This is a genomic window from Streptomyces sp. CB00455 (assembly GCF_001905445.1).
Classification (GTDB): domain Bacteria; phylum Actinomycetota; class Actinomycetes; order Streptomycetales; family Streptomycetaceae; genus Streptomyces.
This window is the reverse complement of the sequence record NZ_LIVQ01000002.1, coordinates 1,060,846-1,084,473: the sequence shown is the minus strand read 5'-3', so window position 1 is coordinate 1,084,473 and position 23,628 is coordinate 1,060,846. Positions and strand designations below refer to the sequence as shown.

Sequence of the window (23,628 nt, the reverse complement as noted above, 5' to 3'; positions counted from 1 at the left end):
GTATGCCTTACGCTCTTCTGTGTAAGTAATACACAGAACTAGGATGGGGGTCAATCGAGGAGTGGGCGGTCATGGCGGACGAGGACAGCGGGACAGGGCTCCCCGCGAGCCTGGAAATGGCCTGGGGCCTGCGCGAACGCCCCGGCAAGGGGCCGCGCCCCACGCTCACGCTGCCGAAGATCGTGGAGGCGGCGGTGGCGCTGGCCGCCGCCGAGGGAGTGGACGCCGTCTCCATGGGCCGCGTGGCCAAGGAACTGGGCGTCTCGACGATGTCCCTCTACCGCTACGTCGCCGCGAAGGAGGAGCTCTACGTCCTCATGGCGGACGCGGGCGTCGGCGCCCCGCCGCCGCTGCCGCCCGAGGCGCAGGGGTGGGGCTGGCGCGAGCTGCTGACGAACTGGGCGTACGCGCAGCGGGCCGTCCTGATGGCCAACTCCTGGATCCTGCGCATCCCGATCACCGCCGCGCCCGTCTCCCCGAACCAGCTGGCCTGGATGGACCGAGGCCTCGCCTCGATGGCCGGCACGGGCCTGAAGGAGAGCGAGAAGCTCTCGACGATCATTCTGATCGGGGGCCTGGTGCGGAACGAGGCCACGATGGCCGCCGACATGATGGACGCCATCGTGAAGTCCGGGGTCGCCCCGGAGCAGGCGCTCGGCCAGTACGTCCGCACGCTGCGGCTCATGACCGGACCGGACAGCCACCCCGCGGTGACGCGGCTGCTGGACTCGGACGCGTTCAGCGGCTCCGGCGAGCCGGACTTCCAGTTCCGCTTCGGCCTGGACCGGATCCTGGACGGGCTGGCCCCGCTGGCGGCGGTTCCGGTGAGGTCAGACGGGCGGCAGTAGATCACTCTCGCTGACGGTGTACGTCAGCGAAGGGTAGACGAAGTCCGTTTCATCGTTTTCGCGGCGCCGTAGTCGGTAGAACTCGCGCCGCTGCTCGTCGTCGGCCGATGTGAGGCGCGCGCCCTGCGGGAGGTACGCATGTCCGTCGCGAAACCGGACGACGGTCTTCGACGTCCGAAACGTCACGCCCAGCCATTGGTTGTCCGCTGTCGGGACGGCCGTGTCCAGCACGATCTTGTGCTTGAACCGCCGATTCGATTCGACCGAGAACGCGACAACGCTGTTGTGGGTGAGAGGGATCTCGAACGTGTCGACACCGGACCCCTTTGCTTCGAACATCAGCTTCCGCGGTGGACCCGCTTCGGGATGCCGGTAGCAGGAGAAGACGGCGATGAAGGAATCCTCGGCCAGATCCAGGGCTTGGTCGGAATGGCTGCCCATGGTCCTGTACGCATTCGTATAGCTCTCGATGAGAGCGTTGTTGAAGCCGACCGGGATCGCCGTACGTTCTTGAATCCGTTGCGCCAGCCGTTCGTGCACCGCGCGGAAACGCTGCGTCGGGCTGCCGTATTGAGTGGTGGTGCGGACGAGAGGCACACCCCCCGCCTCGTCGATCCTGGTGAGCACGGCACCCCGCCGGCCCTTTCCCACGTCTTCCAGACGAGCCGACGTGGACAGCTCCGCGAAGAGATCCTGCGCGGCCGGCAACGAGTGCGAGATGATCTCATCCGAGATCTTAGACGCGGGGGGCAACATAGTCTCCCGTGTTCATGCTGAAGAGGAATGCGTCGCCGTAGTCGATGAAGGACGAGGTCCTGTTCTCCTCGGCGTACAGCCTGCGCAGCTCGTCCATGCCCTCGGGCGTGGGCGGCCCCAGCTTCACCGGATCCCCGGCCGTTTTGAGGAACGTGTGGCCGTCCTTGTGAACGGCTTCGGCGCTCGAACAGCGCACCACGTACCCAAGGCGGGTCGGGAGCATCTCGGCGCCCAACGTCGAGGGCCGGATTTCGTGCGTGTACAGGCGGTTGGTGGACAGCGGCATAAAGAAAACGGAGCCGGGGTAGAGAGTCAGCGCGAACTGCGGGGGGAGCGCGACCCCGTCGCGTTCCTCGATCGGCTCCTTGAGGCGAAAGTGGAGTCTGGTCAGCCCGCTGGCACGCTTCACGCCGTAGTCGAAAACGTCTTCGGCCAAGGGTCGCAGCTTTTCGAGCCCGTCATAGAAGGTGCAGAAGGCCATGACGCCATTGACGGGCATGTCCTTGGTCTTGTCGGCGTGGGCCGATATCTTCGCCTTGGACTGCTTGCGCTCGGCCGTGGCATGGGTGTTGTGGTAGATCTGCGCGAGGACATGATTCAGCGGTGCGTGGCCCCGGAAGACGGTGGCGGCCTCGCGATTCAGAGCCTCGACGATGCGGGTGTCGGTCGTGCGAAAGCCCTCGGTCGGCCCCGAGAGATTCGTGGAGCACCGGAGCAGGCGGAAATGCAGTTCGTCGCCGCTCTGCTCGACGGGCGTCAGGTAGATTCCGCTGCGATGGGCCGTTCCGGGCTTGGTGGACTCCGTCAGGGACTGGAAGGCGTGCTCCGCACGGATCCGTCCGAAGTGATCGGCGTCGAGGTCGAAGAAGCGGCGGTAGAACACGCCGGCACCGGGTACCCGGACGGGAACCCGGCCGACACCGACGAGGGTCCACGGTGTGTCGACGTCCTCGCCGTAACCGTGCGACAGCTCCCGGATCACGAACACCCGGTCCGCGGCCTTCAGTTGGCGGCCGCTGATCCCGGATACGTCGCCGCACACGTAGACGGTCCTCCGCGCGAGGTCGGTCGCATCGGAAGCGAGGTCCTCCGGCGTGATCGTGGACCCGAAGAAGTCCCTGATCAGGTCGTTGCCCTGCAACCTCGAAGGCGCGACGAGTACGTTGCTCGCATCATCGATGCAGGCTTCCGTCATCGGGCCAGCCAGCCGGTCAGCGCCGCCCAGCTCGCCGGCGCGAGGTCCAGGACGGGGCCGTCCTGGACCTTCGAGTCCCGGACGTGGACCGTGTCCCTGCCGGGGGCCACCTCGACGCAGGCGTCGCCGTCGCCGCCGCTGTAGCTGGACTTGAACCACTTCAGTTCGGTGGTCATAGCTCTCCTAACAGGCGGTCCAACAGGCCCTGCGTCTGGACGGTGTTGAGGGCCTGAGTCCGCAGCATCGCATATCGGCGAGCCATGATGCTGACCTCGTCGGGGTCTGAGATGAGCCTGCTGCCACGCTGACTCTCCGAGTACCCGAGGTGCTGGTGGGCCGGGGTTTCCAAGAGGATGAAGGGGCCGTCGAGGGCTGCGTGGGCGGACTGCTCCAGCGGCATCACCTGAATGGAAACGTCCGGAAGTTCCGAACAGGCGAGCAAGTGCCGCAGGAGTTCCGCATGTCCTTCTCGGCCGCCGATGCGGTGGCGGACGGCGGGCTCCCAGATGACGAAGCTCAGGGTCGGCGGTGTCTTGCGGCGCAGGATCTCCTGCCGCGCCATGCGGCGGGCGGTCAGATCCTCAACCGTTTCCTCGGGGTGCGCTGGGACACGGCACTTGAAGAGGGCCCGGGCGTAGCCCTCCGTTTGCAGTAGCCCTGGCACGCGCTGGCCCTCGTACCAGGACAAGGTGATGGCCTTGACCTCAAGGGCCAGGTACTCCTCCGCCCATGGCGGTGTCGTGTCGATATCGGGGAGTTCCAGCGCTGCCACAGTCAGCAGACCCGGCAGGCCCAGGTGCTGGTCCATCAGCTCGGCGACGTTCGGCATCAACGCGCGGCGGCCCTGTTCGATGGAGGCGATGGTCTCCGCATCCAGCCGGACCAGCTCGCCCAGCTGCTTCTGGGTCAGGTTCTTGGCGATACGGGCGGCGGCCACCATCGCTCCGACCATCTTCATGGTCGTCGCGTTCGGCCGTACTCGTTTCCTCGGTGGCATGACAGCGAACTCCCCACCCACGTACGCGGAATACCCCGTGCGGACCCGTACTCATCAAGGAGTACGGGTCGGCGATCAGCCACACGCTAGTCACGCAACGCGACGATCGTCCCGTGAATCCAACTATTCAGGCGGCGCTCATGCGCGAGCGTCTCTACCTGCGCTCACCCCGATCCGTCGCAGCTGCGCGGCACTTCACACGTGACACCTTGCGGGCGTGGGCGGCGACCGAACGCCTCGACGACGTGTTGCTCTGCGTGAGCGAGCTGGCGACCAACGCGCTGCGGTACGGGGTCCCGCGCGGCCGGGGCTACCTGCTGCGGCTGTTCGGCTTCGAGGACGGGACCGTCCGGGTCGAGGTGCACGACAGCGGGCCCGGGTTCTCCCGGATCACCGGGCGACCGCACGGGCGCGGGCTCACGCTCGTCGCCGCTCTCTCCGACGACTGGGGGGTGCTGGCCCGGACGCCCGGGAAGGTCGTCTGGTGCGAGTTCCGCGGGGGTGCCTGCTAGCTTCGGATGCTCGGAAGACGCATCAAGGGGGGCCAGTGTCACGTCCGTTGCGGTGGGCTGTCGTCATCGGGGGCACGGCGATCGTGTTCCTGCTCAGCTTCAAGCTGGGCCAGGCGGACCCCTTCGGCTGGTTGCCGGACAAGGACTCGGACAAGGTGGCCGCCGCCGCGGGCTTCGCCGGGGCCATGGCGGCCGCCTTCGGGCTCGCCGGGGCCTGGTGGGCCAGCAGCGGGCCGGGCGCCGCCGGTGCCGGGCAGAGCGTCGTACGGCAACGGGCCCGCGCCTCCGGGACCGGTCAGATCACCCAGTCCGGCGGAGGCTCGGCCCCGGACCTCGTGGACCAGTGGGCACGGGCCGACGGCGACTCCCGGGTGCGGCAGGCCACCAACCCGACCCCCGGCACGGGCACGGGTACCGGCACCACCCCCACCCCCTAGTGGGCAACGAGCAGTGGGCCCGCGCCGACGGGAACGCGCGGATCACCCAGGTCGCCGGCGACCACATCACCTACGCGGCCGGCGCCGGCCCCGCGCCCCGGGCGCTGCTCGGCCTGCCCGACGCGCCCCCGGCCCTGGTCGGGCGCGACGGGTCGGCCAAGGAACTGGTGGGACTGCTCGCAGAGGGCGGCCCGCGCGTCGTCGTCGTGGCCGGGCTGGCCGGCGTCGGCAAGAGCGCGCTGGCGGTGTCCACGGCCCACCGGGCGGTGGAACTGGGCTGGTTCGGCGACCGCGTGTTCTTCCTGTCGCTGCGCGGCTACGCCCCCGACGGCGGGGTGAGCGGGCCGCAGGCGGTCCAGGAGATGCTGCGCCACCTGGGCGTCCGCGACACGGACCTGCCGGAGTCGCCGGAGGGCCGGCTCGCGCTGTACCGGGCGAAGCTGGCGGCCTTCGCCCGGGCCGGGCAACGCGTGCTGATCGTGGCCGACGACGCGAGTGCGGTCGGGCAGGTGCGCGACCTCGTACCGGCCGCCGAAGCGCACCGGCTGCTGGTGACCTCGCGGCACCGGCTCGTGGCGCCCGGGTTCGCGGGGCGGGTGCTCCCGCTGGACGAACTGGCGGAGGAGCCCGCGGCCGAACTCCTCGCCGACGCGGTGCTGCGCGCGTGGCCGGACGACCCCCGGCCCGTACGGGAGCCGGAGGCGCTGGCCGGGATCGCGCGGCGGTGCGGACGGCTGCCGCTGGCCCTCGCGGTGGCGGGGGCGGTGCTGGCGGGCGATCCCGGACTGTCCGCGGGGGAGCTGGCGGAGCGGCTGGCCGAAGCCCGGAGCCGGCTGGAGGCGCTGACCTTCGACGAGGGCGGCGTACCGGTGGGGGTGCGGGCCGCGTTCGACCTCTCGTACGCGCGGCTGCCCGCCGACCAGGCGCGGATCTTCCGGCTGCTGACGGTGAACCCCGGCCCGGACTGCCGCACCGAGTACGCCGGCCTGCTCACCGGCGAGGGCGAGGACGTACGGCCCAAGCTGGCCGCGCTCGTACGGGCCAGCCTGCTGAGGGAACAGCCGGTGGGCTCGGGGCGGTGGCGGATGCACGACCTGCTGCGGCTGTACGCGCTGGAGCGGGGCGAGGAGTGCGCGGAGGCGGACGGGCGGGAGGAGGCGACGGACGCCTTCCTGGCCAATCTGGTCTTGCGCACCGGAGTGGCGCAGGAGCTCCTGGGAGTGAACAGTCCGGGCAGCAGTGGGCCGGGACTGCCTTCCTTTGCGCAGGTGCTGGACTGGCTCGACACGGAGCGGCCGATGCTGGTCGCCGCCGTGGGCTTCGCAGCCGACTCCGGGCGGGTGGACACCGCTGTGAAACTGGCCGGCCTCCTGTCTTCCTACTTCCAGCTCTACGGGCATACACAAGACAACCTGCTGATGGCGCGCCACGTACTCGCGGCCGTGCGCACGACGGGCAGTCCCGGCGACATCGCCGTCGCGACGTGCGACCTGGGCAGCGCACTGTGGCAGGCGGACGACGGGGAGGCCACCGAGCGGCTGACGGAGGCCCTCGCCCTGTTCCGCCAGGCCTCTGACAGGGACGGGGAGGGAAGGGCGCTGACCCTGTTGGGCACCTCGTACGCTACCGCGGGCCGTTTGGAGGAGGCGCGGCAAGCTCACCAGCGAGCGTTGGAGATCCACCGCGAGCAGGGGTTCCTGCACGCGGAAGCCGTGGTGCTGCTGGCGCTGGGCAGCGACCTCCAGCGCCTGGGACGGCTGGACGAGGCGATCGCCATGCACCGGCAGTCTCTCGCCCTCATGCGGGAGCTGGGCGACAGGCACCGCGAGGTCATCGTGCTGGACGCACTCGGTGAGGCGCTCTGGGCGGCGGGACGGGGCGAGGAGTGCCTGGTCGTATGGGAAGAGGCACTCGTCATCGTGCGGGATCTGGGCTACCGGACCCGCATGGCGTGGATCCTGAACCGAATGGGTCTATCGCTTATGTCCACGGGTTCGTCGCGCGAGGTGCGGGCCCGTTTCGAGGAGGCGCTGAGCCTCTTCACCGCAGGGGGAGACCGGGACGGCGAAGGCGTGGTGATGATCAACCTCGGCCTGCTGCACCAGCGGGAGGGGCGGTGGACGCAGGCGTTGGAGGCGCACGAGCGGGCCTGCGCGCTCTTGGACACTGTGGAGGACCAGGCCGCTGCGGTGCGAGCACTGGCCGGGACCCTGGGCGGTCTGGGCCGCTTTGCGGAGGCGGCGGAGGGTTTCGAGCGGGCCGCGGCGGGCTTCGCCTCGGCCGGCGACGTGCAGCGGGAGGCCAAGTGCAGGCAGGAGGCCGCGGACATGCGCGAGGCGGCCCGGCGGCCCCGCCGCTGGTGGCACCGGTTCACGAGGTGAGGGGCGCACGGGGGAGGTTTCCCCGTGCGCCGGGTCACATCAGGTCACCTCAGCCGGCCTGCTCCGGGGCGGTCGCCGTGATCACCGAGAAGACGCCGCCCTGGGGGTCGGCGAGGACGGCCATGCGGCCCGCCACCATGTCGAAGGCCGGGGCCTTGACGCTGCCCCCGGCCCGTACGGCGGCGGCCTGGATCTCGTCGACGTCGTCCACGTGGAAGTACGGCATCCAGTGCGGCGGCACCCCCGCCGGCAGCTTGGCCAGGTCCATCATCCCGCCGACCGCGCGGCCGTCGACCTGGAACTCGGTGTAATCGCCGGCGTCCGGCATCGTGGACCGGGCCGTGGTGACGGGCAGGACGGCGGTGTAGAAGGCGGCCGCGGCGGGGACGTCGGCGGTGTTCAGCTCGTTCCAGATGAGGGCGCCGTGCTCGTTGACGATGCCGGCGCCGTCGAAGGTGCCGGCCTGCCACAGGCCGACGGCGGCGCCGGTGGGGTCGGTGATCACGGCCATCCGGCCGAGGTCCATGACGTCCATCGCGCCCATCATCACCGAGCCGCCCGCGTCGGTGACCTGCTTGAGGGTGGAGTCGAGGGAGTCGGTGGCCAGGTACGTGGTCCACGCGGTCGGCGGCATCGGGTCCGGGACGGTGCCGTCCGGGTTGCTCGCCTTCATGATCCCGGCGACCGGCTTGCCCTTGAGGGTGCAGACGGAGTAGCCGCCCTGTTCGGCCGGGCCGATCTCGCCCTGCCAGCCGAAGAGGTTGCTGTAGAAGTCGAGGGCCGCCTGATGGTCGGGGACCATCAGGTCGATCCAGCAGGGGGTACCGGGCTTGTAGGGGCCGTTCATGTCGGGCACGGATGCCTCCGGGGGCGGCGCTGGGGACGGGAAGGACGGGCCGTCCCCTACCCGCCCCCCGTGGAGCGAACCGGGCCGTACGGGTGAACGAGTGCCGCTCACCCGCCCGGCCGGGCCGCCCGGACGCGCATCCGGTCCTCCAGCCGCCGCGTCGCCGTGTGCAGCTCCCGCAGGGTGCCGAAGGGCAGGACGGCCGCCCGACCCGGTACGCGGACGCCGCCCGTGAGGGCCACGAGCGTGGCGGGACCGTCGGTGCCGGGCGCCGGGACGGCCGCCAGTCCGACGATCAGGAAACGGCTCTGCATCCAGCACCAGCCGGGCCGCCGGTAACCCCGCAGGTGCGCCCGGAAGCCGTACCTGCTCCGCGCCACCGCCTCGATCCGGTCGCCGTCCACGCCCAGTACGCGGATCCGGGCCAGGTCCGGCAGGAAGTCCAGGGCGGCCATGACCGGCCAGACCTCCTCGAAGGGCGCGGGGACGACGTGTTCGGCGACGCGCGCGCCGCGAACGCCGGCCGCCATGACGTGCAGCCGCCGCACCGGGTCGGTCCCGTCCCTCTGCTCGCTCATGCGGACCACGCCTTCCGGAAACTCGAACGGGCTCGGTGCAGACGGGACTTGGCGGTGCCCGCCGGGACGCCGAGCAGGGCGGCTGCGGTCTGCTCGTCCAGGCCCTCCACGTCCCGCAGGACCAGCACCGCCCGGTGGGCCGGGGAGAGCCGCGCCAGGACGTCGTCGATGTCGGCGGCGAGCTGCGGGTCCCCGCGCCCGGGCACCTCGGCCAGTTCGGCCGGCCGGTCGCGTGCCGCGCGCTGGGCGGTGCGCACGGCTTCCCGGACGGCGACGGCCCGCACCCATCCGTACAGCGCCCGCGGATCCCGCAGGGACCGCAGCGACCGGAAGACGGTGAGCAGGGTCTCCTGGGTGGCGTCCGGGGCGTCGGCGCGGGCGACGGGGTCGCAGATGCGGGCGATGTAGGGGGTGAGGTGGTCGAGGAGCTGGTGGAGTGCGAGGGTGTCGCCGCCGCGGGCGGCGCGGGCGAGGGCGATGCCCCGCTCGTGCTGCCGCTCCCGCTCCGTCGGCCGGTCCGGCTCCCGCTGCCGGTTCCGTTCCCGCTCCGGGGCCCCCTCCCGCTCCGGGGCCCCCTCCCGCTCCAAGGCCCCCTCCCGCTCCGGGCCCCCCTCCCGGTCCGCAGCGGTCACCGGGCGCGCGCCAGGCGGATCGCCGCCCAGCCGAAGGCCAGGCAGGCGGGCGTGTACAGGGCGAGGTTGAGCACCCGGAAGGGGCTGTCGGGCGGGGTGTCCAGAAGCCCGGCGGCCCACCCCAGGCCGGCGGCGCCCCGCGCGCCGAGCCCGGCGGCGACCGCGGCGGTGAACACCCGCGTGGCCCGGCCGCCGCGTCCGTGCGCGTGGGCGAGCACGGCGGCGGCCCCGGTCAGCGTGAGCGCGGCCAGCGGCACGACGACCGGCGGCCCGAAGGACACCTCGGAGCCGAGGACGGCGAGGGACAGCGCCCGCTCGTCGGGGGCCGGCCAGGTGGCGCCGGTGGCCCAGTACAGGTGGATCAGACCGTCGGCGGCGAGCAGTGCGGCGAGCGCCCGCCCGGTGCGCAGTCGTGTCGTGTCGTCCATCGTGTTCCCCCTCGGTGCTCGATGACCCGGCACACGAAGGAGGAGGCCCACAGGGAGAACGTTCCCTGTGGGCCTCGTCACACGGCTGCCGTGGCCGTCAGAGCTTCTCGGGGGTCCGGATCCCGAGGAGCGACATGCCCTTGGAGAGGGTGCGGGCGGTGAGGTCGCACAGGAACAGCCGGTTCTCGCCCACGACCAGTTCCGGCTCCGGCTTCACGACCGGGCACTGGTCGTAGAACGTGGTGAACAGCGAGGACAGCTGGTAGAGGTACGCGGCCACCTTGTGCGGGGCGTGCTCGGCGGCCGCCTCGTGCACCAGCTCGCCGAAGTGGTCCAGGTGCAGGCCCAGGGCGCGCTCGGCCGGCGCGAGCTCCAGCTCCGGGTGCGCGGCCGGTACCCGCTCGCCCGCCCGGCGCAGGATGGACTTGATCCGGGCGTAGGCGTACTGGAGGTACACCGAGGTGTCGCCGTTCAGCGAGACCATCTGGTCGAGATCGAACTTGTAGTCCCGTGCGGCGGAGGTCGACAGGTCGGCGTACTTGACCGCGCCGATGCCGACGTACCGGCCGTTCTCGGTGATCTCCGCCTCGGTCAGGCCGACCTTCTCGGCCTTCTCGCGCACGACGGCCGTCGCCCGCTCGACGGCCTCGTCGAGCAGGTCCACCAGCCGCACGGTCTCGCCCTCACGGGTCTTGAACGGCTTGCCGTCCTTGCCGAGGACCGTGCCGAAGGCCAGCTGCACCGCCTCGACGCCGTCGCTCAGCCAGCCCGCCCGGCGCGCGGTCTCGAAGACCATCTTGAAGTGCAGCGACTGCCGTGCGTCGACGACGTAGATCAGGGTCGTCGCGTCCAGCCGGCCCACCCGGTCGCGGATCGCCGAGAGGTCGGTGGCGGCGTAGCCGAAGCCGCCGTCCGACTTCTGCACGATCAGCGGGGTCGGGTTGCCGTCCGGTCCCTTGACGTCGTCGAAGAACACGCACAGCGCGCCGTTGGAGCGGACGGCGACGCCCGACTCCTCCAGCAGCTTGCACGTCTCGACCAGCATGTCGTTGTAGCCGGACTCGCCGACCACGTCGGCGTCCTGGATGTCCATGTCCAGCTTGTCGAAGACCGAGTAGAAGTAGATCTTCGACTCGTCCACGAACCGCTGCCACAGGGCGAGGGTCTCGGGCTCGCCGGCCTGGAGGTCCACCACCCGGGCCCGGGCGCGCGTCTTGAACTCCTCGTCGGAGTCGAAGAGCGCGCGCGAGGCCTTGTAGAGGCGGTTCAGGTTGGACATGGCCTCCTCGCCGGAGACCTCGTCCCCGGACCGGTGGTCCAGCTCGTGCGGGTGCTCCAGCAGGTACTGGATGAGCATGCCGAACTGGGTGCCCCAGTCGCCGATGTGGTGGCGGCGGACCACCTTCTCGCCCGTGAACTCCAGGATCTCCACCATCGCGGCGCCGATCACGGCGGAGCGCAGGTGGCCGACGTGCATCTCCTTGGCCACGTTCGGCTGCGCGTAGTCGATCACCGTCGTGCCCGGGTTCGCCGCGAGGGAGACGCCGAGGCGGTCGTCCGCGGCGCGCGCCGCGAGCGTCCCGGTGATCGCCCGGTCGGTGAGGGTGATGTTGAGGAAGCCGGGGCCCGAGACCTCGATCTCCCGGATCACGTCACCGGTCGGGAGGGACTGCACCACCGTCGCCGCCAGCTCGCGCGGGTTGGCCTTGGCCTTCTTCGCGAGCGCCAGGATGCCGTTGGCCTGGAAGTCGGCCCGGTCGCTTCGTCGCAGCATGGGGTCGGCGGCGCCGGCCTCCGGCAGAGCCGAGGCGAGGGCGTCCGCGACGCGCTGGTTGACGGAAGAAGCGAGGGAAGGGACCGAGGCCATGAGCTGCCGTTCCTTTGAGGTTGTGCCGGTGGGTGTACTTGGGTGTTCCGACAAGTGCCGAGTATCCCACGCGGACGCCGCCCCTTTCCCGGGATATGGGGGCCGCCGGGCAACCTCAAAGCGGCCTGCTCCGTCTGGGAGAATGACTGAAGCCAGCATTCGAGATAGAAGGACGTGCCGTGGCTCAGAGCAGCACCGAGACCGACTGGGTCTCCCGTTTCGCGGACGAGGTCATCGCCGAGGCGGAGCGCCGAGCACCCGGCAAACCTGTCGTCGTCGCGTCCGGACTCTCCCCTTCCGGCCCGATCCACCTGGGCAACCTCCGCGAGGTCATGACCCCGCACCTGGTCGCGGACGAGATCCGCCGCCGTGGCATCGAGGTCCGCCACCTCATCTCGTGGGACGACTACGACCGCTACCGCAAGGTGCCCAAGGGCATCCCGGGCGTGGACGAGGAGACCTACGGCCAGTACATCGGCCGCCCGTTGACCGCGGTCCCCGCCCCGGCCGGCTCCCCGTACGGCAGCTGGGCCGAGCACTTCAAGGCCGCCATGGTCGACTCGCTGGCCGAGCTGGGCGTCGAGTACGACCCGATCAGCCAGACCGAGCAGTACACGACCGGTGCCTACCGCGAGCAGGTGCTGCACGCGATGAAGCACCGCGGCGACATCGACGCCGTCCTGGACCAGTACCGCACCAAGCAGAAGCCGGGCGGCAAGAAGCCCCAGCAGAAGCAGGTCGACGAGGCCGAGCTGGAGGCCGCCGAGGGCTCGGGCGCGGCCGCCGAGGACGACGGCAGCACCGGCGAGGGCGGGTACTTCCCGTACAAGCCGTACTGCGGCCAGTGCGGCAAGGACTTCACCAAGGTCACCTCGTACGACGACGAGACGACCGAGATGACCTACGTCTGCACCGAGGACGAGTTCACCGAGACGGTCAAGCTCAGCGAGTTCAACCGGGGCAAGCTGGTCTGGAAGGTCGACTGGCCGATGCGCTGGGCCCTGGAGGGCGTGATCTTCGAGCCCTCCGGCGTCGACCACTCCTCGCCGGGCTCGTCCTTCCAGGTCGGCGGCCAGATCGTGCACATCTTCGGCGGCGAGCAGCCGATCGGACCGATGTACGCCTTCGTCGGCATCAGCGGCATGGCGAAGATGTCCTCCAGCAAGGGCGGGGTCCCCACCCCGGCCGACGCGCTGAAGATCATGGAGCCGCAGCTGCTGCGCTGGCTGTACGCGCGCCGCCGTCCGAACCAGTCCTTCAAGATCGCTTTCGACCAGGAGATCCAGCGTCTCTACGACGAGTGGGACAAGCTGGAGGCCAAGGTCGCGGACGGCTCCGTGCTGCCCGCCGACGCGGCCGCGCACACCCGCGCCGTGCGCACGGCGGCCGCCGAGCTGCCGCGCACCCCGCGCCCGATGCCGTACCGGACGCTGGCTTCCGTCGTCGACGTCACCGCCGGGCACGACGAGCAGACCCTGCGCATCCTGAGCGACCTGGAGCCGGACAAGCCGCTGACCTCGCTCGACGAGGTACGGCCGCGCCTGGACCGCGCGGAGAACTGGATCACCACCCAGGTCCCCGCCGACCAGCGGACCCTGGTGCGCGAGGAGCCCGACACGGAGCTGCTGTCGTCCCTGGACGACGAGGGGCGCGCATCGCTGCGGCTGCTGCTGGAGGGACTGGACTCGCACTGGTCGCTCGACGGGCTGACCACGCTGGTCTACGGCGTGCCCAAGGTCATGGCCGGCCTGGAGCCCGACGCCAAGCCGACGCCGGAACTGAAGGTCGCGCAGCGGACGTTCTTCGCGCTGCTCTACCGGCTCCTCGTCACCCGCGAGACCGGACCGCGACTGCCCACGCTGCTGCTGGCGGTGGGCGCCGACCGCGTGCGCGAGCTGCTCGCCGTCTGAGCGCGCCGTGAGGAAGGGCCCGCACCCCCTGGAAACCGCCTCGGGGGTGCGGGCCCTTCCGTGCTCCGGGGGCGCCGGGGCGGCCGGGGTCAGGCGATGTGCTCGTTCTCCAGGTCGCGCTGGTAGCGCTGCTTCAGCTCCGGCATCAGCCGGGTGATGGTGGAGAAGCTGCGCGGGTGCACGATCCCGTGCCGGTCCGAGAGGTATATGTCGACCTGCTCGGGGCTGGGGACCTTGCCGTTCTCCTCGATGTAGGCGCGGAAGACCTCGTAGGCCGCCTCGGCGAACTTCACCTCGTCGATCTCGCCGCCGCCGTCGGTGCCGCTGCCGCCGGCCGGGGCCGGGGTCAGCTCCTCGCGGGGGGCCGGCAACTGCTCCTGCCGCGGCTCCGGCTGCTCCTCGGGGCCCGACGGCGGCATGACCGGGGTCGGCTCCAGGCCCTCGACGAAGGCGGGGTTGTAGCCGCCCTCGTACGCCGCCTGCGGGGCCCGTGGCGCGGCGAACCAGGCACTGTTGTGCGCCGCCGGCATCGCGGTCGGGTCGACCGCGAAGGGGGCGGGGGCCGCCTCGGCGGACTGGGGGTGGCCCTGGGCCTCCGCCTGCGCGTGGGCCTGGGCATGAAGCCCCGACTGCTGGGCCTGCTGGGCCTGCTGGGCCTGTTCGGCCGTCAGCGGGAGGGGCTGGGGAGCGGCGCCGGCCGGGGCTGCGGCCGCCTCCAGGGCCGGGGCGCCGGCCGCGGCGGGCACCGCGGCGGCGGGAGCGGCCGCCGAGACGGACGCGGCCACGGACGCGGCCAGGGGCGCGGGATCAGCCGGGGGCAGCAGTGCAGGATCGATGCCCGCCGCCGCCAGCCCCTCCGGGGCCGTCTGGGACAGGGGCACGCCGATCCGGGCCAGCCGCAGCGGCATCAGCGCCTCCACCGGGGCCTTGCGCCGCCAGGCCCGTCCGTAGCGGGCCTGGAGCCGGGCCTGGTAGATCAGCCGGTCCTGCTCCATGCCGACCGCCTGCTCGTAACTGCGCAGCTCCCACAGCTTCATCCGGCGCCACAGCCTGAAGGTGGGCACCGGCGACAGCAGCCAGCGGGTGATGCGCACGCCCTCCATGTGCCGGTCCGCGGTGATGTCCGCGATCCGGCCCACCGCGTGCCGGGCCGCCTCCACCGTCACCACGAACAGGATCGGGATCACGGCGTGCATGCCGACGCCCAGCGGGTCCGGCCAGGCGGCGGCGCCGTTGAAGGCGATCGTCGCCACGGTCAGCAGCCACGCCGTCTGACGCAGCAGCGGGAAGGGGATCCGGATCCACGTCAGCAGCAGGTCCAGCGCGAGCAGCACGCAGATGCCTGCGTCGATGCCGATCGGGAACACCAGCGAGAAGCTGCCGAAGCCCTTCTGCAGGGCGAGCGCGCGCACCGCGGAGTACGAGCCCGCGAAGCCGATGCCCGCGATGACGACGGCTCCGGCGACCACGACGCCGATGAGTATCCGGTGCGTACGAGTCAGCTGTATCGCGGCCACCCGTGATCCCCTCCCTTGTCGAGCACATGCCTGGGGCATGCCGAGCACTGAGAACTTACCGGGTCTTTACCGGGCCGCGGCAGGCACAGCGTACGGGTGACTCCGCGTCAGTGTTCCGGCCTGCCCCCTACCTCCCGCTACTGCTGGGGCTGCGGGGACTGCGGCGCCTGCGGCTGCTCCGCCTGCTGCTTGTTGGCGGCATCGACCGAGGCCACGGTCTCCTTTGCCGCGGTGATCGCGTCCTGGAGCAGCTTCGCCTGGTCCGGAGCGCCTGCGCCCTCGTACGCGGCACCGTTGTAGTCGAGGGTGACGACCACGTTCTGGGTGCGCGCCACGATGGTCGTGTTGAAGAAGTCGACGTCCTTCTTCACGCTGTAGACGACCGAGGTCCCCTGGTCGCCGATCCCGCCCGACGGCTCCGCCTTCAGGTTCTGCGCGCCCTCGGCCGTCTTGGCCACCTCGACCTGCTTGTTGTACTGCTCCTCGGCGCGCTTGTTCGCGCTGCCGAGGGAGGCGTGCGAGTCGTAGCGGAAGAGGGAGATCGACAGCCAGCGGTACTGCGAGCCCTTCAGGCCGTCCTCGTCCAGACCGTTCCAGGAGCAGCTGGCGCGGCTCGCCAGGTCGTTCGACTTGGCCCCCGTGCCGTTCTTGTCCTTCGCCTCCGGGACGAGGGTGTCGATCGTCCCGGACTGCACCGCCTTGCAGGGCTCCGGCAGCGCGGCGTAGGCGGCCTTCTCCAAGGTCGCGGAGGGCTTCGCCTTCGGCTTGGCGGACGAGGAGGAACCGGACTTCTTGCCGCCGTCCGAGCCCGAGGCCTTGCCCGAATCGGACGAGCACCCGGCGACGGTGAGGATCACCGGGACGGCTGCGCAGGCGAGAACGCGGGTGAGGCGCGAGGCTGATCGGTGCATGTTTCCTTCTGTACGTTCGGGGGTGTTCTGCGGACGCGGGACCGGGGCAACGGTAGCCCGATCGGGTGGCGGCATGCTGTGCGCGCCGTCACCCCGGACCGCCGGGCGCCCCGTTCACTCGGTGAGGCGCTCGACCAGAGCCTGCGCCAACTGCCGTGCCTTGTCCTGGGTTTCGGCGCTCGGCGGGACCGTTCCGGGCAGCGCGGGCTGGACGCTGTACTCCAGCGTGACGATGACGTTCGAGGTGCGGAACACAATGCGCACGGTCCGCGACTGGGCGGCCGTGGCCCCCGCCGGGCTGAGCTTGTCCTCGATGAACGCCTCGTTCCCGAGCCCTTCCAGTACGCGGGAGCCGAGCTCGACCGGGGCGGACGGACCGGCGCCGGGGGAGGACGAGCCGGGGGCGGGCGTACCGGTGGCCGCCGGGGCGGCCGGCGTGGGGGTGGGCGCGGGGCCGGCGGGCGCTCCGGGTGCGCCCGGGCCCGGGGTGGTGGCCCCGCCCGGGTTCGTGCCCGGGTTAGTGCCCGGGTTCGGTCCGGGGAAGGGCAGGTGGGCGTCGGTCAGCTGGCGCACGTACACCTGGCGCGCCTTGTCGTCGTCGCTGGCGACGGCCCGGTCGTAGGAGACGACCCGCTCGAAGCCGACCGACAGCAGCCTGGTCTCCTGCGGCGTCTGCGCGGTCCAGCGGCAGCCCACGCGCCGGTCGCCGTCGTAGGAGGCGTCCGCGGTTCCGGCGTACAGCTGGTCGCGCTGGAGGGGGCTCAGCGAATCCGCGGCCGGCAGCATGTTCCGCAGCCGCTTGCTGTCGACTCCGGCCTTGCAGGGCGCGGGCAGGATGCGGTACTTCCCGGGCTGGGCGGGCGCGACCTGGTTGCCGCCGCCCTTCGCGTCACTGGTGCCGCCGGTCCCGCTCCCGCTCGTGCACCCCGTCAGGCCGGCGGCGCCGGCCACGAGCGCGGTGAGCATCGCGATGCCCGGCAGGGTCCGCCGTACCGCCTTGCGCTGCACGTCCAATGGCTCCCTTCGACCGGCGGTCCCCCCGACGGTCAGGAAAAATGCGTTGCCGCGACTCGGGCGCGGATGGACACAATGTCTATCGCACACGCTGGTGCCGGCGCCGGTCTCCTGTCGTATTTGAGATCAAGAGCGAGGCTTTTCGCGTATTCAGCCTTTTCTGTGGTTTTCAGGGGATTGAAGTCTTATGTCGTATGTAGAGGTGCCCGGGGCACGGGTCCCGATCCGGATGTGGACCGACCCGGCGTCGGTCGAGGACGGCGCGATGCAGCAGCTGCGCAACGTCGCCACCCTTCCGTGGATCAAGGGGCTGGCCGTCATGCCGGACGTCCACTACGGCAAGGGCGCGACGGTCGGCTCGGTGATCGCCATGAAGGACGCGGTCTGCCCGGCGGCGGTGGGGGTGGACATCGGCTGCGGCATGTCGGCGGTCAGGACCTCCCTGACGGCGAACGACCTGCCGGGCGACCTGTCGAAGCTGCGGTCGCGGATCGAGCAGGCGATTCCGGTGGGCGCGGGCCTGCACAAGGAGGCCGTGGACCCCTCGCGCCTCTACGGCTTCTCGGTGGACGGGTACGACGACCTCTGGAAGCGCTTCGACCACATCACCGATGCGGTCAAGTTCCGTCAGGAGCGCGCCCAGAAACAGATCGGCACGCTCGGGTCCGGCAACCACTTCATCGAATTCTGTCTCGACGAGACCGGTGTGGTCTGGCTCATGCTGCACTCCGGATCCCGCAACATCGGCAACGAGCTGGCCGCCCACCACATCGGGGTGGCCCGGGGCCTTTCGCACAACCAGAACCTGGTCGACCGGGACCTGGCGGTCTTCCTGGCCGCGACACCCGAGATGGAGGCGTACCGCAACGACCTCTTCTGGGCCCAGGAGTACGCCAAGTACAACCGCGCGGCGATGATGAGCCTCTTCAAGGAGGTCGTGCGCAAGGAGTTCCGCAAGGCGAAGGTCTCCTTCGACCACGAGATCAGCTGCCACCACAACTACGTGGCGCAGGAGCGGTACGACGGCATGGACCTGCTGGTCACGCGGAAGGGCGCGATCCGCGCCGGCAGCGGTGACTACGGGATCATCCCGGGTTCCATGGGCACGGGTTCGTACATCGTGAAGGGCCTCGGCAACGAGAAGTCCTTCAACTCGGCGTCGCACGGGGCGGGCCGGAAGATGAGCCGGACCGCGGCGAAGAGGAAGTTCTCGGCGCGGGACCTCGTGGAGCAGACCAAGGGGGTGGAGTGCCGCAAGGACTCGGGCGTCGTGGACGAGATCCCCGGCGCCTACAAGTCGATCGAGCAGGTCATCGACCAGCAGACCGACCTCGTCCAGGTCGTGGCCAGGCTGAAGCAGGTCGTCTGCGTCAAGGGCTGATGCCCGCGCGGCGGTGGTGGGGAGAGCGCAGGGGCCCGGACCGGCCGGACCGGTCCGGGCCCCTGCGCGTGCGTCGGCCCCCGTCCCCGTCCCTGACGGCGACGGGGACCGACGGGATTTCCGGGTCACCCGACGTGCCGGGGAGCGGATTCAGAGCTCGCGGTGGACCTTGGTGTTGGAGGCCTGCGCGCGGGGGCGGACGACGAGCAGGTCGATGTTGACGTGGCTGGGGCGGGTCACCGCCCAGGTGATGGTGTCGGCCACGTCGTCGGCCGACAGCGGCTCGGCGACGCCGGCGTAGACCTTCTCCGCCTTCTCGGTGTCGCCGCGGAAGCGGGTGGTGGCGAACTCCTCGGTCTTGACCATGCCCGGGGCGATCTCGATGACGCGGACGGGCTGGCCGACGATCTCCAGGCGGAGGGTCTCGGCGAGGACGCGGGCGCCGTTCTTGGCGGCGACGTAGCCCGCGCCGCCCTCGTAGGTGGCGTGGCCCGCGGTGGAGGACAGGACGACCACGGTGCCGTCGCCGGAGGCGGTGAGCGCCGGGAGCAGGGCCTGGGTGACGTTGAGCGTGCCGATGACGTTGACCTCGTACATCGTGCGCCAGTCGGCGGGGTCGCCGGTGGCGACGGGCTCGGCTCCGAGGGCGCCGCCGGCGTTGTTGACCAGGACGTCGACGGACGGGTGGCGGTCGAGGGAGGCGGCGAAGGCGTCGACGGCGGCGCGGTCGGTGACGTCGAGGGCGTGGGCCGTGGCGATGTGGCCGGCCTCGGCGATCTCGGCGGCGAGGGCCTCGATGCGGTCCTTGCGGCGGGCGGTGAGGACGACGTGGTAGCCGGCCGCGGCGAGCTGCCGGGCGGTGGCGGCGCCGATGCCGCTGCTCGCTCCGGTGACGACGGCGGTTCGGGTGGCCGTGCTCATGTGCGGGGCTCCTCGCTGTTGCTCGTTCGATTGCTCGTTCATTCGTACGGGCGATTCCCCGCCAGCATAGGCCGGGGTGCCAGGCCTCAGCGGCCGCGCGGGGCGTACATGATCACGGCCATGCCGGCGAGGCAGACCACGGCGCCGGCGATGTCCCACCGGTCGGGGCGGTAGCCGTCGGCGACGGCGCCCCAGATGAGGGACCCGGCGACGAAGACCCCGCCGTAGGCGGCGAGGACGCGGGCGAAGTCGCCCTCGGGCTGGAGCGTGGCGACGAAGCCGTAGAGGCCCAGCGCGATGACTCCGGCGCCGATCCAGGCCCAGCCCCTGTGCTCGCGGACCCCCTGCCAGACGAGCCAGGCGCCGCCGATCTCCAGGAGGGCGGCGAGGACGAAGAGGACGGCGGACCGGGCGATCGGCATGGCTGGAAGCGTACGCAGACGGTGCGGGCGAATGGAGGGACGGCCCGCCCTCATTCGTGTGATGGTCCGACCGGGTGGGGTCGGTGCCGCCTAGCGTCCGCGCGTGGAGGTGGTGGCGATGCGCCGTGTTGCCGTACGGAGTGTGGTGCTGGCCGGGCTGCTGGTCGTAGGTGGTGCGCTGCCGGCGGGGGCGGTGCCGGCGGGTGTTGTGCAGGCGGGTGTGGGGCGTGCGGGCGGGGTCCCGGCGCGGGCGGTGTCCCAGGGGCCGGGTGGCGCCGCTTCTGACGCGGCTGCCGGGCCGGAGGCCGACGTGTCGTACCACGGGCGGGTGGCTCTGGCCCGTGCGCGGCTGCGGGTCTGGCTGGTCCCGCTGAACGAGGGGCCGCACGCGCTGGCGAACGCCACGGTGCGCATCAGGCTGTCGGCCGATCTCGCGGACCGGCAGGAGCCGGCGCCGGGGTGTGCGCGTGCCGGGCTGCGCGAGGTGGTCTGCGAGACGGGGCCGCTGCCGCTGCACGGGCGCGGGCGGCACCTGGGGCTGGAGCTGGGCCTGCGGGAGCGGGCGGCGGAGGTGGTGGTCCGGGTCGACACCTGGTGGAACGGCGGTGCCACGGACCGCAACCTCACCAACAACGAGCACGCGGTGCTGGCGCTGGACACGGGCGACACCTACGCCTTCTGAGCGGGGCCGGCCGGGCGCCCGGCGGGCTGCGCCGGGCCCGGGCCCGGGCCCGGGCCCGGGCCCGGGACCGGGCGCGGGTCCGGTGGCGTGGGCGCGGGCGGGGTCCGGGGCAGGAGCCAGGCAGCGACGGCCGCGGCCACTTCGGCGTCGGTCGCGCGGGGGGCGCTCCAGGCCACGTACCCGTCGGGCCGTACCAGGACACAGGCGCCGCGGTGGTCGGTGCGCCAGTGCACGTGCGTGAGCGGGGTGCCGGGCGGGGTGGCCGTGCCGGGCGGGGTGAGGAGGACGAACTGCCCGGCGCGCAGGGCCTCGTAGAGGCGTGCTCCGTGGGGTCCGGGGGCGAGCGCGAGGTCGGGGGCGCGCCGGCCGGCGGGTCGGCGGCCGCCGCGGGGCGGCGGGTAGGAGACGGCGGTGCCGGAGATCATGCCGAGGGCGCGGTCCCGGGCGGGCCCCAGGCGGGGGAGGACGGCGGCGCCGACTCGGCGGGCGGTGCGGCGGGCGGCGCCGTCGGCCGTGACGGCGCGGACGAGCGCGCCGCTGAGGCGCAGGACGAGGCGGCCGACGGGGTGGCGTTCGCGGTGATAGCTGTCGAGGAGCGCTTCGGGGTCGGGGGCCCGGCCGTGCAGGACGGCGGCGAGCTTCCAGGAGAGGTTGGCGGCGTCCTGGAGGCCGGTGTTCATGCCGAGGCCGCCGGCGGGGGAGTGGACGTGGGCGGCGTCGCCGGCGAGGAAGACGCGGCCGCGGCGGTAGTGGGGGACCTGGCGTTCGTCGCTGTGGAAGCGGGAGATCCAGCGGGGGTCGTGCATGCCGTGGTCGCTACCCAGGGCGGTGCGGGCGATCTCGCGCAGCTCGTCGAGGCCGACGGGATCGGTGTCGGCGGCGCTGCCGTCGCGGCGCCAGCCGATGGCGCGGTACCAGCCGTCGCCGAAGGGGACGAGGAAGACGAAGGCGTCGCCGGTGCCGCCCCCGGCCAGGAGGTCTTCGGGGGGCCGGGTCAGGCGGACATCGGCGAGGATCATCGAGCGGACGACGGCCCGGCCGGGAAAGGGCAGGCCGAGAGCGGCGCGGACGGTGGAGCGGACGCCGTCGGCGCCGACGGCGTGGCGGGCGTGGAGGGTGGCGCGGGCGCCGTCGGGGGTGCGGACGCCGAGGGTGACGGCGTCGCGGTCCTGACTCAGTGAGATCAGCTGATGGTCGTACCGGATGTCCACACCTGTGGACAACGCCCGGCGCTCCAGCAGTTTCTCTGTCTCATATTGAGGGGTGATGAGCACGAACGGATAGCGGGTGCTCAGGTGTTGGAGGGAGAGAGGCATGCCTCCGAAGGGGCGCAGGCGGTCGATCCGCCGGCCGGTGGGGACGAGTTCGTCGGCGAGACCGCGCGCGTCGAGCAACTCCAGGGTGCGGGCGTGCACGGCGAAGGCGCGGGTGAGGTTGGCGGCGGTGCGGGGGCGGCGTTCGATCAGGGTGACGGACAGTCCGGCCGCGGCGAGGTCCCCGGCGAGGAGCAGTCCGGTGGGCCCGGCGCCGACCACGACGACGTCGATCATGTCCTGTGCGACGGTCATGTCTCGGCAGTCTGCCAGCCGGGGGCCTCCGGGGCGGGTCGGCACGTGCCGGATCCGGCCGCCGGTCAGCCCGTGCCGGAGTCGGCGGTGCCGAATTCGAGGAGGGTCTCCTCGACGATCCGCTCCAGGCGGGCGTGGTGGGCGCCGCGCCAGTAGACGCGCTCGCAGTCGGCGCATTGCGCGAAGACGTCGTAGGAGCGGTGCGTGCCGTGCTCCAGGCGGTCGCCCACGCTGTCCTTGTCCGCCGCCCGGAGCGTGCCGTTGCAGGCCGTGCAGCGGGTCCACGGGGCGAGCGCGGGCGCGAAGCGGCCCAGGACGTCTCGCAGTTGCTCGTCGGGATTGTCGCTGTAGACGTAGGCGCCGGCGAAGAGCTCGCGTCGGCGCAGCAGTCCGCGGTCACGGGAGAGCAGTACGCGCTGCTCGGTGGCCGAGCGGGTGGCGAGGGCGGGATCGCCGATGTCCTCGTTCTCGTAGGCGGCGTCGACACCGAGCAGGCGCATGCGGCGGGCGAGGGTGCCGAGGTGCACGTCGAGGAGGAAGCGCAGGGGCGCGCCGGGGACCCGCTGGGGGCGGTCGACGCCGAACACCTCGACGGACTGCCCCTCTTGCGGCACGTAGGAGACGGGCACCTCGCGGCCGTCGACGAGGAGGCGGCCGACTTCGGTGAGGGGGACGCCGGCCGATTCGACGACGTGGCCGAGGCTGGAGGCGCCGTCGGTCGTGGTCGGTACGCGTTCGGCGCGCCGGCTCGGCGCGGCGAACAGGCGCAGTTCGGGGGAGAGGGTGAGCTGAATGCCGGGTCCGTTCACCCTGCCAGCATGCCACCGCCGGGTGGCGGGGCGCTGCCGGATTAGGAGGTCTCGGCGCCTCCGCGGTGGCGGCCGCGCCGCTGACCGTGGACGCCGCGGACGGCGAGCACCTGGCCCGCCTGGTGTCGCTCGTCGACACCGGCGCCCTGCGGGTCGCGGACGCCGTCCCCCTCACGGACGCCCAGGAGGCCCACGCCCGCCTGGCCACCCCCGGCACGCGGGGCCGCGTCATCCTGACGACCTGACGACGCGACGACCCCTCGGCGGGAGCCCGGCGGCGGGCCACCGCCAATGGGTCAGGGCCAGACCAGGCAGTACGGCTGGTGTCCCGCCTCGTGCAGGCGGTGGGAGAAGTCCTGCCACTCGTGGAGCAGCTGGTAGACGTTATACGCGTCGCGCGGGCCGCCGCGGTCGGGGACCGTGGACCAGATGAACGCGGCCGCGCCCACCGATTCCTCACCGATGCCGCGCAGCGGGTCGACCACCGTCATGGGGAGCTTGACCACCGCGTAGTCGGGGTGCAGGACGACCAGCTCCAGCGGGGGCACCTTGTGGAGGGGTATCCCCTCGATGCCCGTCAGGACCATCGCGGCCACCGTCTCCGGCTTGATCTTGGTGAACAGGCCGCCCATGCCCAGCTCGTCGCCGCCGAGTTCCTCGGGCCGCATGGTCACCGGCACCCGGGCCGCCGTCGCGCCGTCGGGAGCGCCGAAGTACTTGTACGTCACTCCCATGCCGCGTCCCCTGGGCACGCCGTCCGGTGCCTCCGTGGGTGACGGGACCGCATCGGCCGCCTCGGTGGAACGGCGGCGGTGCCTGCCCCGGCGACGGTTCTCGCGGGCTTCGCGGGCGCGCTGGGGGTCGAGGCCGTCCGCACCCTCGCCCGGTCCACCACCGCGTTGCATATCTCCACCCGACTGGTCTTACCCGCTCCGGCCCCGCGGCCCCCGCCACGCAGCCTGATCATCATGGCAGTGACCTCCCCCGCGGCAGCGCGGTGAAACGCCCGTCCGCA

25 protein-coding genes are annotated in these 23,628 nt (G+C 71.9%); 8 read left to right on the top strand and 17 right to left on the bottom strand.

Annotated features, from left to right (window positions below):
- Positions 1–71 precede the first annotated feature (71 nt).
- Positions 72–848, top strand: coding sequence for a TetR/AcrR family transcriptional regulator (locus AMK16_RS12460; RefSeq protein ID WP_073913275.1), 777 nt, complete (start codon positions 72–74; stop codon positions 846–848).
- Here AMK16_RS12460 and AMK16_RS12455 read toward each other — a convergent pair.
- Genes AMK16_RS12455 through AMK16_RS12440 form a run of 4 tightly spaced genes read right to left on the bottom strand, consistent with a single transcriptional unit; the run spans position 831 to position 3,757 of the window.
- Entirely contained in the window at positions 831–1,601 is a 771-nt protein-coding gene (locus tag AMK16_RS12455) for an alpha-ketoglutarate-dependent dioxygenase AlkB (protein ID WP_199885432.1), read from the bottom strand. The two genes, AMK16_RS12460 and AMK16_RS12455, sit on opposite strands and share 18 nt — an antisense overlap.
- Positions 1,585–2,799: a hypothetical protein gene (locus AMK16_RS12450; protein WP_073913269.1), complete on the bottom strand. Its 1,215-nt coding sequence runs from the start codon at positions 2,797–2,799 to the stop codon at positions 1,585–1,587. Before AMK16_RS12450 ends, AMK16_RS12455 begins: the two co-directional genes overlap by 17 nt.
- Positions 2,796–2,975, bottom strand: a complete 180-nt coding sequence (locus tag AMK16_RS12445) for a DUF397 domain-containing protein (RefSeq protein ID WP_073913266.1) — start codon at positions 2,973–2,975, stop codon at positions 2,796–2,798. Before AMK16_RS12445 ends, AMK16_RS12450 begins: the two co-directional genes overlap by 4 nt.
- Positions 2,972–3,757, bottom strand: coding sequence for a helix-turn-helix domain-containing protein (locus AMK16_RS12440; protein ID WP_242438690.1), 786 nt, complete (start codon positions 3,755–3,757; stop codon positions 2,972–2,974). Before AMK16_RS12440 ends, AMK16_RS12445 begins: the two co-directional genes overlap by 4 nt.
- A 152-nt stretch (positions 3,758–3,909) precedes the next feature.
- On the opposite strand from AMK16_RS12440, the gene AMK16_RS12435 reads away from it, so the two are divergent.
- Genes AMK16_RS12435 through AMK16_RS12425 form a run of 3 tightly spaced genes read left to right on the top strand, consistent with a single transcriptional unit; the run spans position 3,910 to position 7,126 of the window.
- The gene (locus tag AMK16_RS12435) at positions 3,910–4,308 is read left to right on the top strand and encodes an ATP-binding protein (RefSeq protein WP_443333554.1); all 399 of its coding nucleotides are present in this window, start codon (positions 3,910–3,912) and stop codon (positions 4,306–4,308) included.
- Positions 4,309–4,343: 35 nt separating this feature from the next.
- Entirely contained in the window at positions 4,344–4,745 is a 402-nt protein-coding gene (locus AMK16_RS36200; protein ID WP_158071217.1) for a hypothetical protein, read from the top strand.
- Complete coding sequence (locus AMK16_RS12425; protein WP_073913255.1) at positions 4,745–7,126, top strand: tetratricopeptide repeat protein; 2,382 nt, start codon at positions 4,745–4,747, stop codon at positions 7,124–7,126. Before AMK16_RS36200 ends, AMK16_RS12425 begins: the two co-directional genes overlap by 1 nt.
- 49 nt (positions 7,127–7,175) lie before the next feature.
- Here AMK16_RS12425 and AMK16_RS12420 read toward each other — a convergent pair whose 3' ends face one another.
- The 5 genes from AMK16_RS12420 to argS all read right to left on the bottom strand — a co-directional run bounded on the left by AMK16_RS12420 (position 7,176) and on the right by argS (position 11,478).
- Positions 7,176–7,973, bottom strand: a complete 798-nt coding sequence (locus AMK16_RS12420) for a VOC family protein (protein WP_073913251.1) — start codon at positions 7,971–7,973, stop codon at positions 7,176–7,178.
- Positions 7,974–8,080: 107 nt separating this feature from the next.
- On the bottom strand, positions 8,081–8,551 hold the full coding sequence (locus tag AMK16_RS12415) for a hypothetical protein (RefSeq protein ID WP_073913735.1): 471 nt from the start codon (positions 8,549–8,551) through the stop codon (positions 8,081–8,083).
- Positions 8,548–9,138, bottom strand: a complete 591-nt coding sequence (locus AMK16_RS12410; RefSeq protein ID WP_443333553.1) for an RNA polymerase sigma factor — start codon at positions 9,136–9,138, stop codon at positions 8,548–8,550. Before AMK16_RS12410 ends, AMK16_RS12415 begins: the two co-directional genes overlap by 4 nt.
- A 41-nt stretch (positions 9,139–9,179) precedes the next feature.
- Complete coding sequence (locus AMK16_RS12405) at positions 9,180–9,611, bottom strand: DUF3995 domain-containing protein (protein ID WP_073913248.1); 432 nt, start codon at positions 9,609–9,611, stop codon at positions 9,180–9,182.
- Positions 9,612–9,708: 97 nt separating this feature from the next.
- A complete protein-coding gene (gene argS, locus AMK16_RS12400) occupies positions 9,709–11,478 on the bottom strand; it encodes an arginine--tRNA ligase (protein ID WP_073913244.1) in 1,770 nt (589 codons plus the stop codon).
- Positions 11,479–11,657: 179 nt separating this feature from the next.
- On the opposite strand from argS, the gene lysS reads away from it, so the two are divergent.
- A complete protein-coding gene (gene lysS, locus AMK16_RS12395) occupies positions 11,658–13,388 on the top strand; it encodes a lysine--tRNA ligase (RefSeq protein WP_073913241.1) in 1,731 nt (576 codons plus the stop codon).
- Between the two features lie 89 nt (positions 13,389–13,477).
- Here lysS and AMK16_RS12390 read toward each other — a convergent pair whose 3' ends face one another.
- The 3 genes from AMK16_RS12390 to AMK16_RS12380 all read right to left on the bottom strand — a co-directional run bounded on the left by AMK16_RS12390 (position 13,478) and on the right by AMK16_RS12380 (position 16,824).
- The gene (locus AMK16_RS12390; RefSeq protein ID WP_079191462.1) at positions 13,478–14,905 is read right to left on the bottom strand and encodes a DUF2637 domain-containing protein; all 1,428 of its coding nucleotides are present in this window, start codon (positions 14,903–14,905) and stop codon (positions 13,478–13,480) included.
- A 137-nt stretch (positions 14,906–15,042) separates the two neighbouring features.
- Positions 15,043–15,816 (bottom strand): DUF3558 domain-containing protein, encoded by a 774-nt coding sequence (locus tag AMK16_RS12385; protein WP_073913237.1) that lies wholly within the window; start codon positions 15,814–15,816, stop codon positions 15,043–15,045.
- A 114-nt stretch (positions 15,817–15,930) separates the two neighbouring features.
- Positions 15,931–16,824, bottom strand: a complete 894-nt coding sequence (locus tag AMK16_RS12380; RefSeq protein ID WP_073913726.1) for a hypothetical protein — start codon at positions 16,822–16,824, stop codon at positions 15,931–15,933.
- 193 nt (positions 16,825–17,017) lie between these two features.
- On the opposite strand from AMK16_RS12380, the gene AMK16_RS12375 reads away from it, so the two are divergent.
- Positions 17,018–18,211: an RtcB family protein gene (locus AMK16_RS12375; protein ID WP_073913233.1), complete on the top strand. Its 1,194-nt coding sequence runs from the start codon at positions 17,018–17,020 to the stop codon at positions 18,209–18,211.
- 150 nt (positions 18,212–18,361) lie between these two features.
- Here the strand turns inward: AMK16_RS12375 and AMK16_RS12370 are convergent, their stop codons facing one another.
- Both AMK16_RS12370 and AMK16_RS12365 read right to left on the bottom strand, forming a co-directional pair.
- On the bottom strand, positions 18,362–19,132 hold the full coding sequence (locus AMK16_RS12370; protein ID WP_073913229.1) for an SDR family NAD(P)-dependent oxidoreductase: 771 nt from the start codon (positions 19,130–19,132) through the stop codon (positions 18,362–18,364).
- 86 nt (positions 19,133–19,218) lie between these two features.
- Complete coding sequence (locus AMK16_RS12365; protein WP_073913226.1) at positions 19,219–19,554, bottom strand: YnfA family protein; 336 nt, start codon at positions 19,552–19,554, stop codon at positions 19,219–19,221.
- A gap of 118 nt (positions 19,555–19,672) precedes the next feature.
- Between AMK16_RS12365 and AMK16_RS12360 the strand changes: the two genes are divergently transcribed.
- Complete coding sequence (locus tag AMK16_RS12360) at positions 19,673–20,236, top strand: hypothetical protein (RefSeq protein WP_073913223.1); 564 nt, start codon at positions 19,673–19,675, stop codon at positions 20,234–20,236.
- Here AMK16_RS12360 and AMK16_RS12355 read toward each other — a convergent pair.
- Positions 20,224–21,804: an FAD-dependent oxidoreductase gene (locus AMK16_RS12355; protein WP_079191460.1), complete on the bottom strand. Its 1,581-nt coding sequence runs from the start codon at positions 21,802–21,804 to the stop codon at positions 20,224–20,226. The genes AMK16_RS12360 and AMK16_RS12355 overlap by 13 nt on opposite strands.
- Positions 21,805–21,869: 65 nt before the next feature.
- Positions 21,870–22,613 carry a Mut7-C RNAse domain-containing protein gene (locus AMK16_RS12350; protein ID WP_073913220.1) on the bottom strand — a complete coding sequence of 248 codons (744 nt, stop codon included), beginning with the start codon at positions 22,611–22,613 and terminating at the stop codon, positions 21,870–21,872.
- A gap of 65 nt (positions 22,614–22,678) precedes the next feature.
- Here AMK16_RS12350 and AMK16_RS12345 point away from each other — a divergent pair, with 65 nt between their 5' ends.
- Positions 22,679–22,858, top strand: a complete 180-nt coding sequence (locus AMK16_RS12345; RefSeq protein ID WP_073913217.1) for a zinc-binding dehydrogenase — start codon at positions 22,679–22,681, stop codon at positions 22,856–22,858.
- A gap of 51 nt (positions 22,859–22,909) precedes the next feature.
- Here AMK16_RS12345 and AMK16_RS12340 read toward each other — a convergent pair whose 3' ends face one another.
- Complete coding sequence (locus AMK16_RS12340; protein ID WP_073913213.1) at positions 22,910–23,347, bottom strand: hypothetical protein; 438 nt, start codon at positions 23,345–23,347, stop codon at positions 22,910–22,912.
- Between the last annotated feature and the right edge of the window lie 281 nt (positions 23,348–23,628).

What these genes read in the sequence shown, in the direction of transcription:
- AMK16_RS12440 (WP_242438690.1), bottom strand. Translation starts at nt 3,757, where the DNA reads ATGAAGATGGTCGGAGCGATGGTGGCCGCCGCCCGTATCGCCAAGAAC.
- argS (WP_073913244.1), bottom strand. Translation starts at nt 11,478, where the DNA reads ATGGCCTCGGTCCCTTCCCTCGCTTCTTCCGTCAACCAGCGCGTCGCG.
- AMK16_RS12340 (WP_073913213.1), bottom strand. Translation starts at nt 23,347, where the DNA reads ATGGGAGTGACGTACAAGTACTTCGGCGCTCCCGACGGCGCGACGGCG.
- AMK16_RS12450 (WP_073913269.1), bottom strand. Translation starts at nt 2,799, where the DNA reads ATGACGGAAGCCTGCATCGATGATGCGAGCAACGTACTCGTCGCGCCT.
- AMK16_RS12420 (WP_073913251.1), bottom strand. Translation starts at nt 7,973, where the DNA reads ATGAACGGCCCCTACAAGCCCGGTACCCCCTGCTGGATCGACCTGATG.
- AMK16_RS12415 (WP_073913735.1), bottom strand. Translation starts at nt 8,551, where the DNA reads ATGAGCGAGCAGAGGGACGGGACCGACCCGGTGCGGCGGCTGCACGTC.
- AMK16_RS12375 (WP_073913233.1), top strand. Translation starts at nt 17,018, where the DNA reads ATGTCGTATGTAGAGGTGCCCGGGGCACGGGTCCCGATCCGGATGTGG.
- AMK16_RS12460 (WP_073913275.1), top strand. Translation starts at nt 72, where the DNA reads ATGGCGGACGAGGACAGCGGGACAGGGCTCCCCGCGAGCCTGGAAATG.
- AMK16_RS12365 (WP_073913226.1), bottom strand. Translation starts at nt 19,554, where the DNA reads ATGCCGATCGCCCGGTCCGCCGTCCTCTTCGTCCTCGCCGCCCTCCTG.
- AMK16_RS12385 (WP_073913237.1), bottom strand. Translation starts at nt 15,816, where the DNA reads ATGCACCGATCAGCCTCGCGCCTCACCCGCGTTCTCGCCTGCGCAGCC.
- AMK16_RS12405 (WP_073913248.1), bottom strand. Translation starts at nt 9,611, where the DNA reads ATGGACGACACGACACGACTGCGCACCGGGCGGGCGCTCGCCGCACTG.
- AMK16_RS12355 (WP_079191460.1), bottom strand. Translation starts at nt 21,804, where the DNA reads ATGACCGTCGCACAGGACATGATCGACGTCGTCGTGGTCGGCGCCGGG.
- AMK16_RS12370 (WP_073913229.1), bottom strand. Translation starts at nt 19,132, where the DNA reads ATGAGCACGGCCACCCGAACCGCCGTCGTCACCGGAGCGAGCAGCGGC.
- AMK16_RS12360 (WP_073913223.1), top strand. Translation starts at nt 19,673, where the DNA reads ATGCGCCGTGTTGCCGTACGGAGTGTGGTGCTGGCCGGGCTGCTGGTC.
- AMK16_RS12445 (WP_073913266.1), bottom strand. Translation starts at nt 2,975, where the DNA reads ATGACCACCGAACTGAAGTGGTTCAAGTCCAGCTACAGCGGCGGCGAC.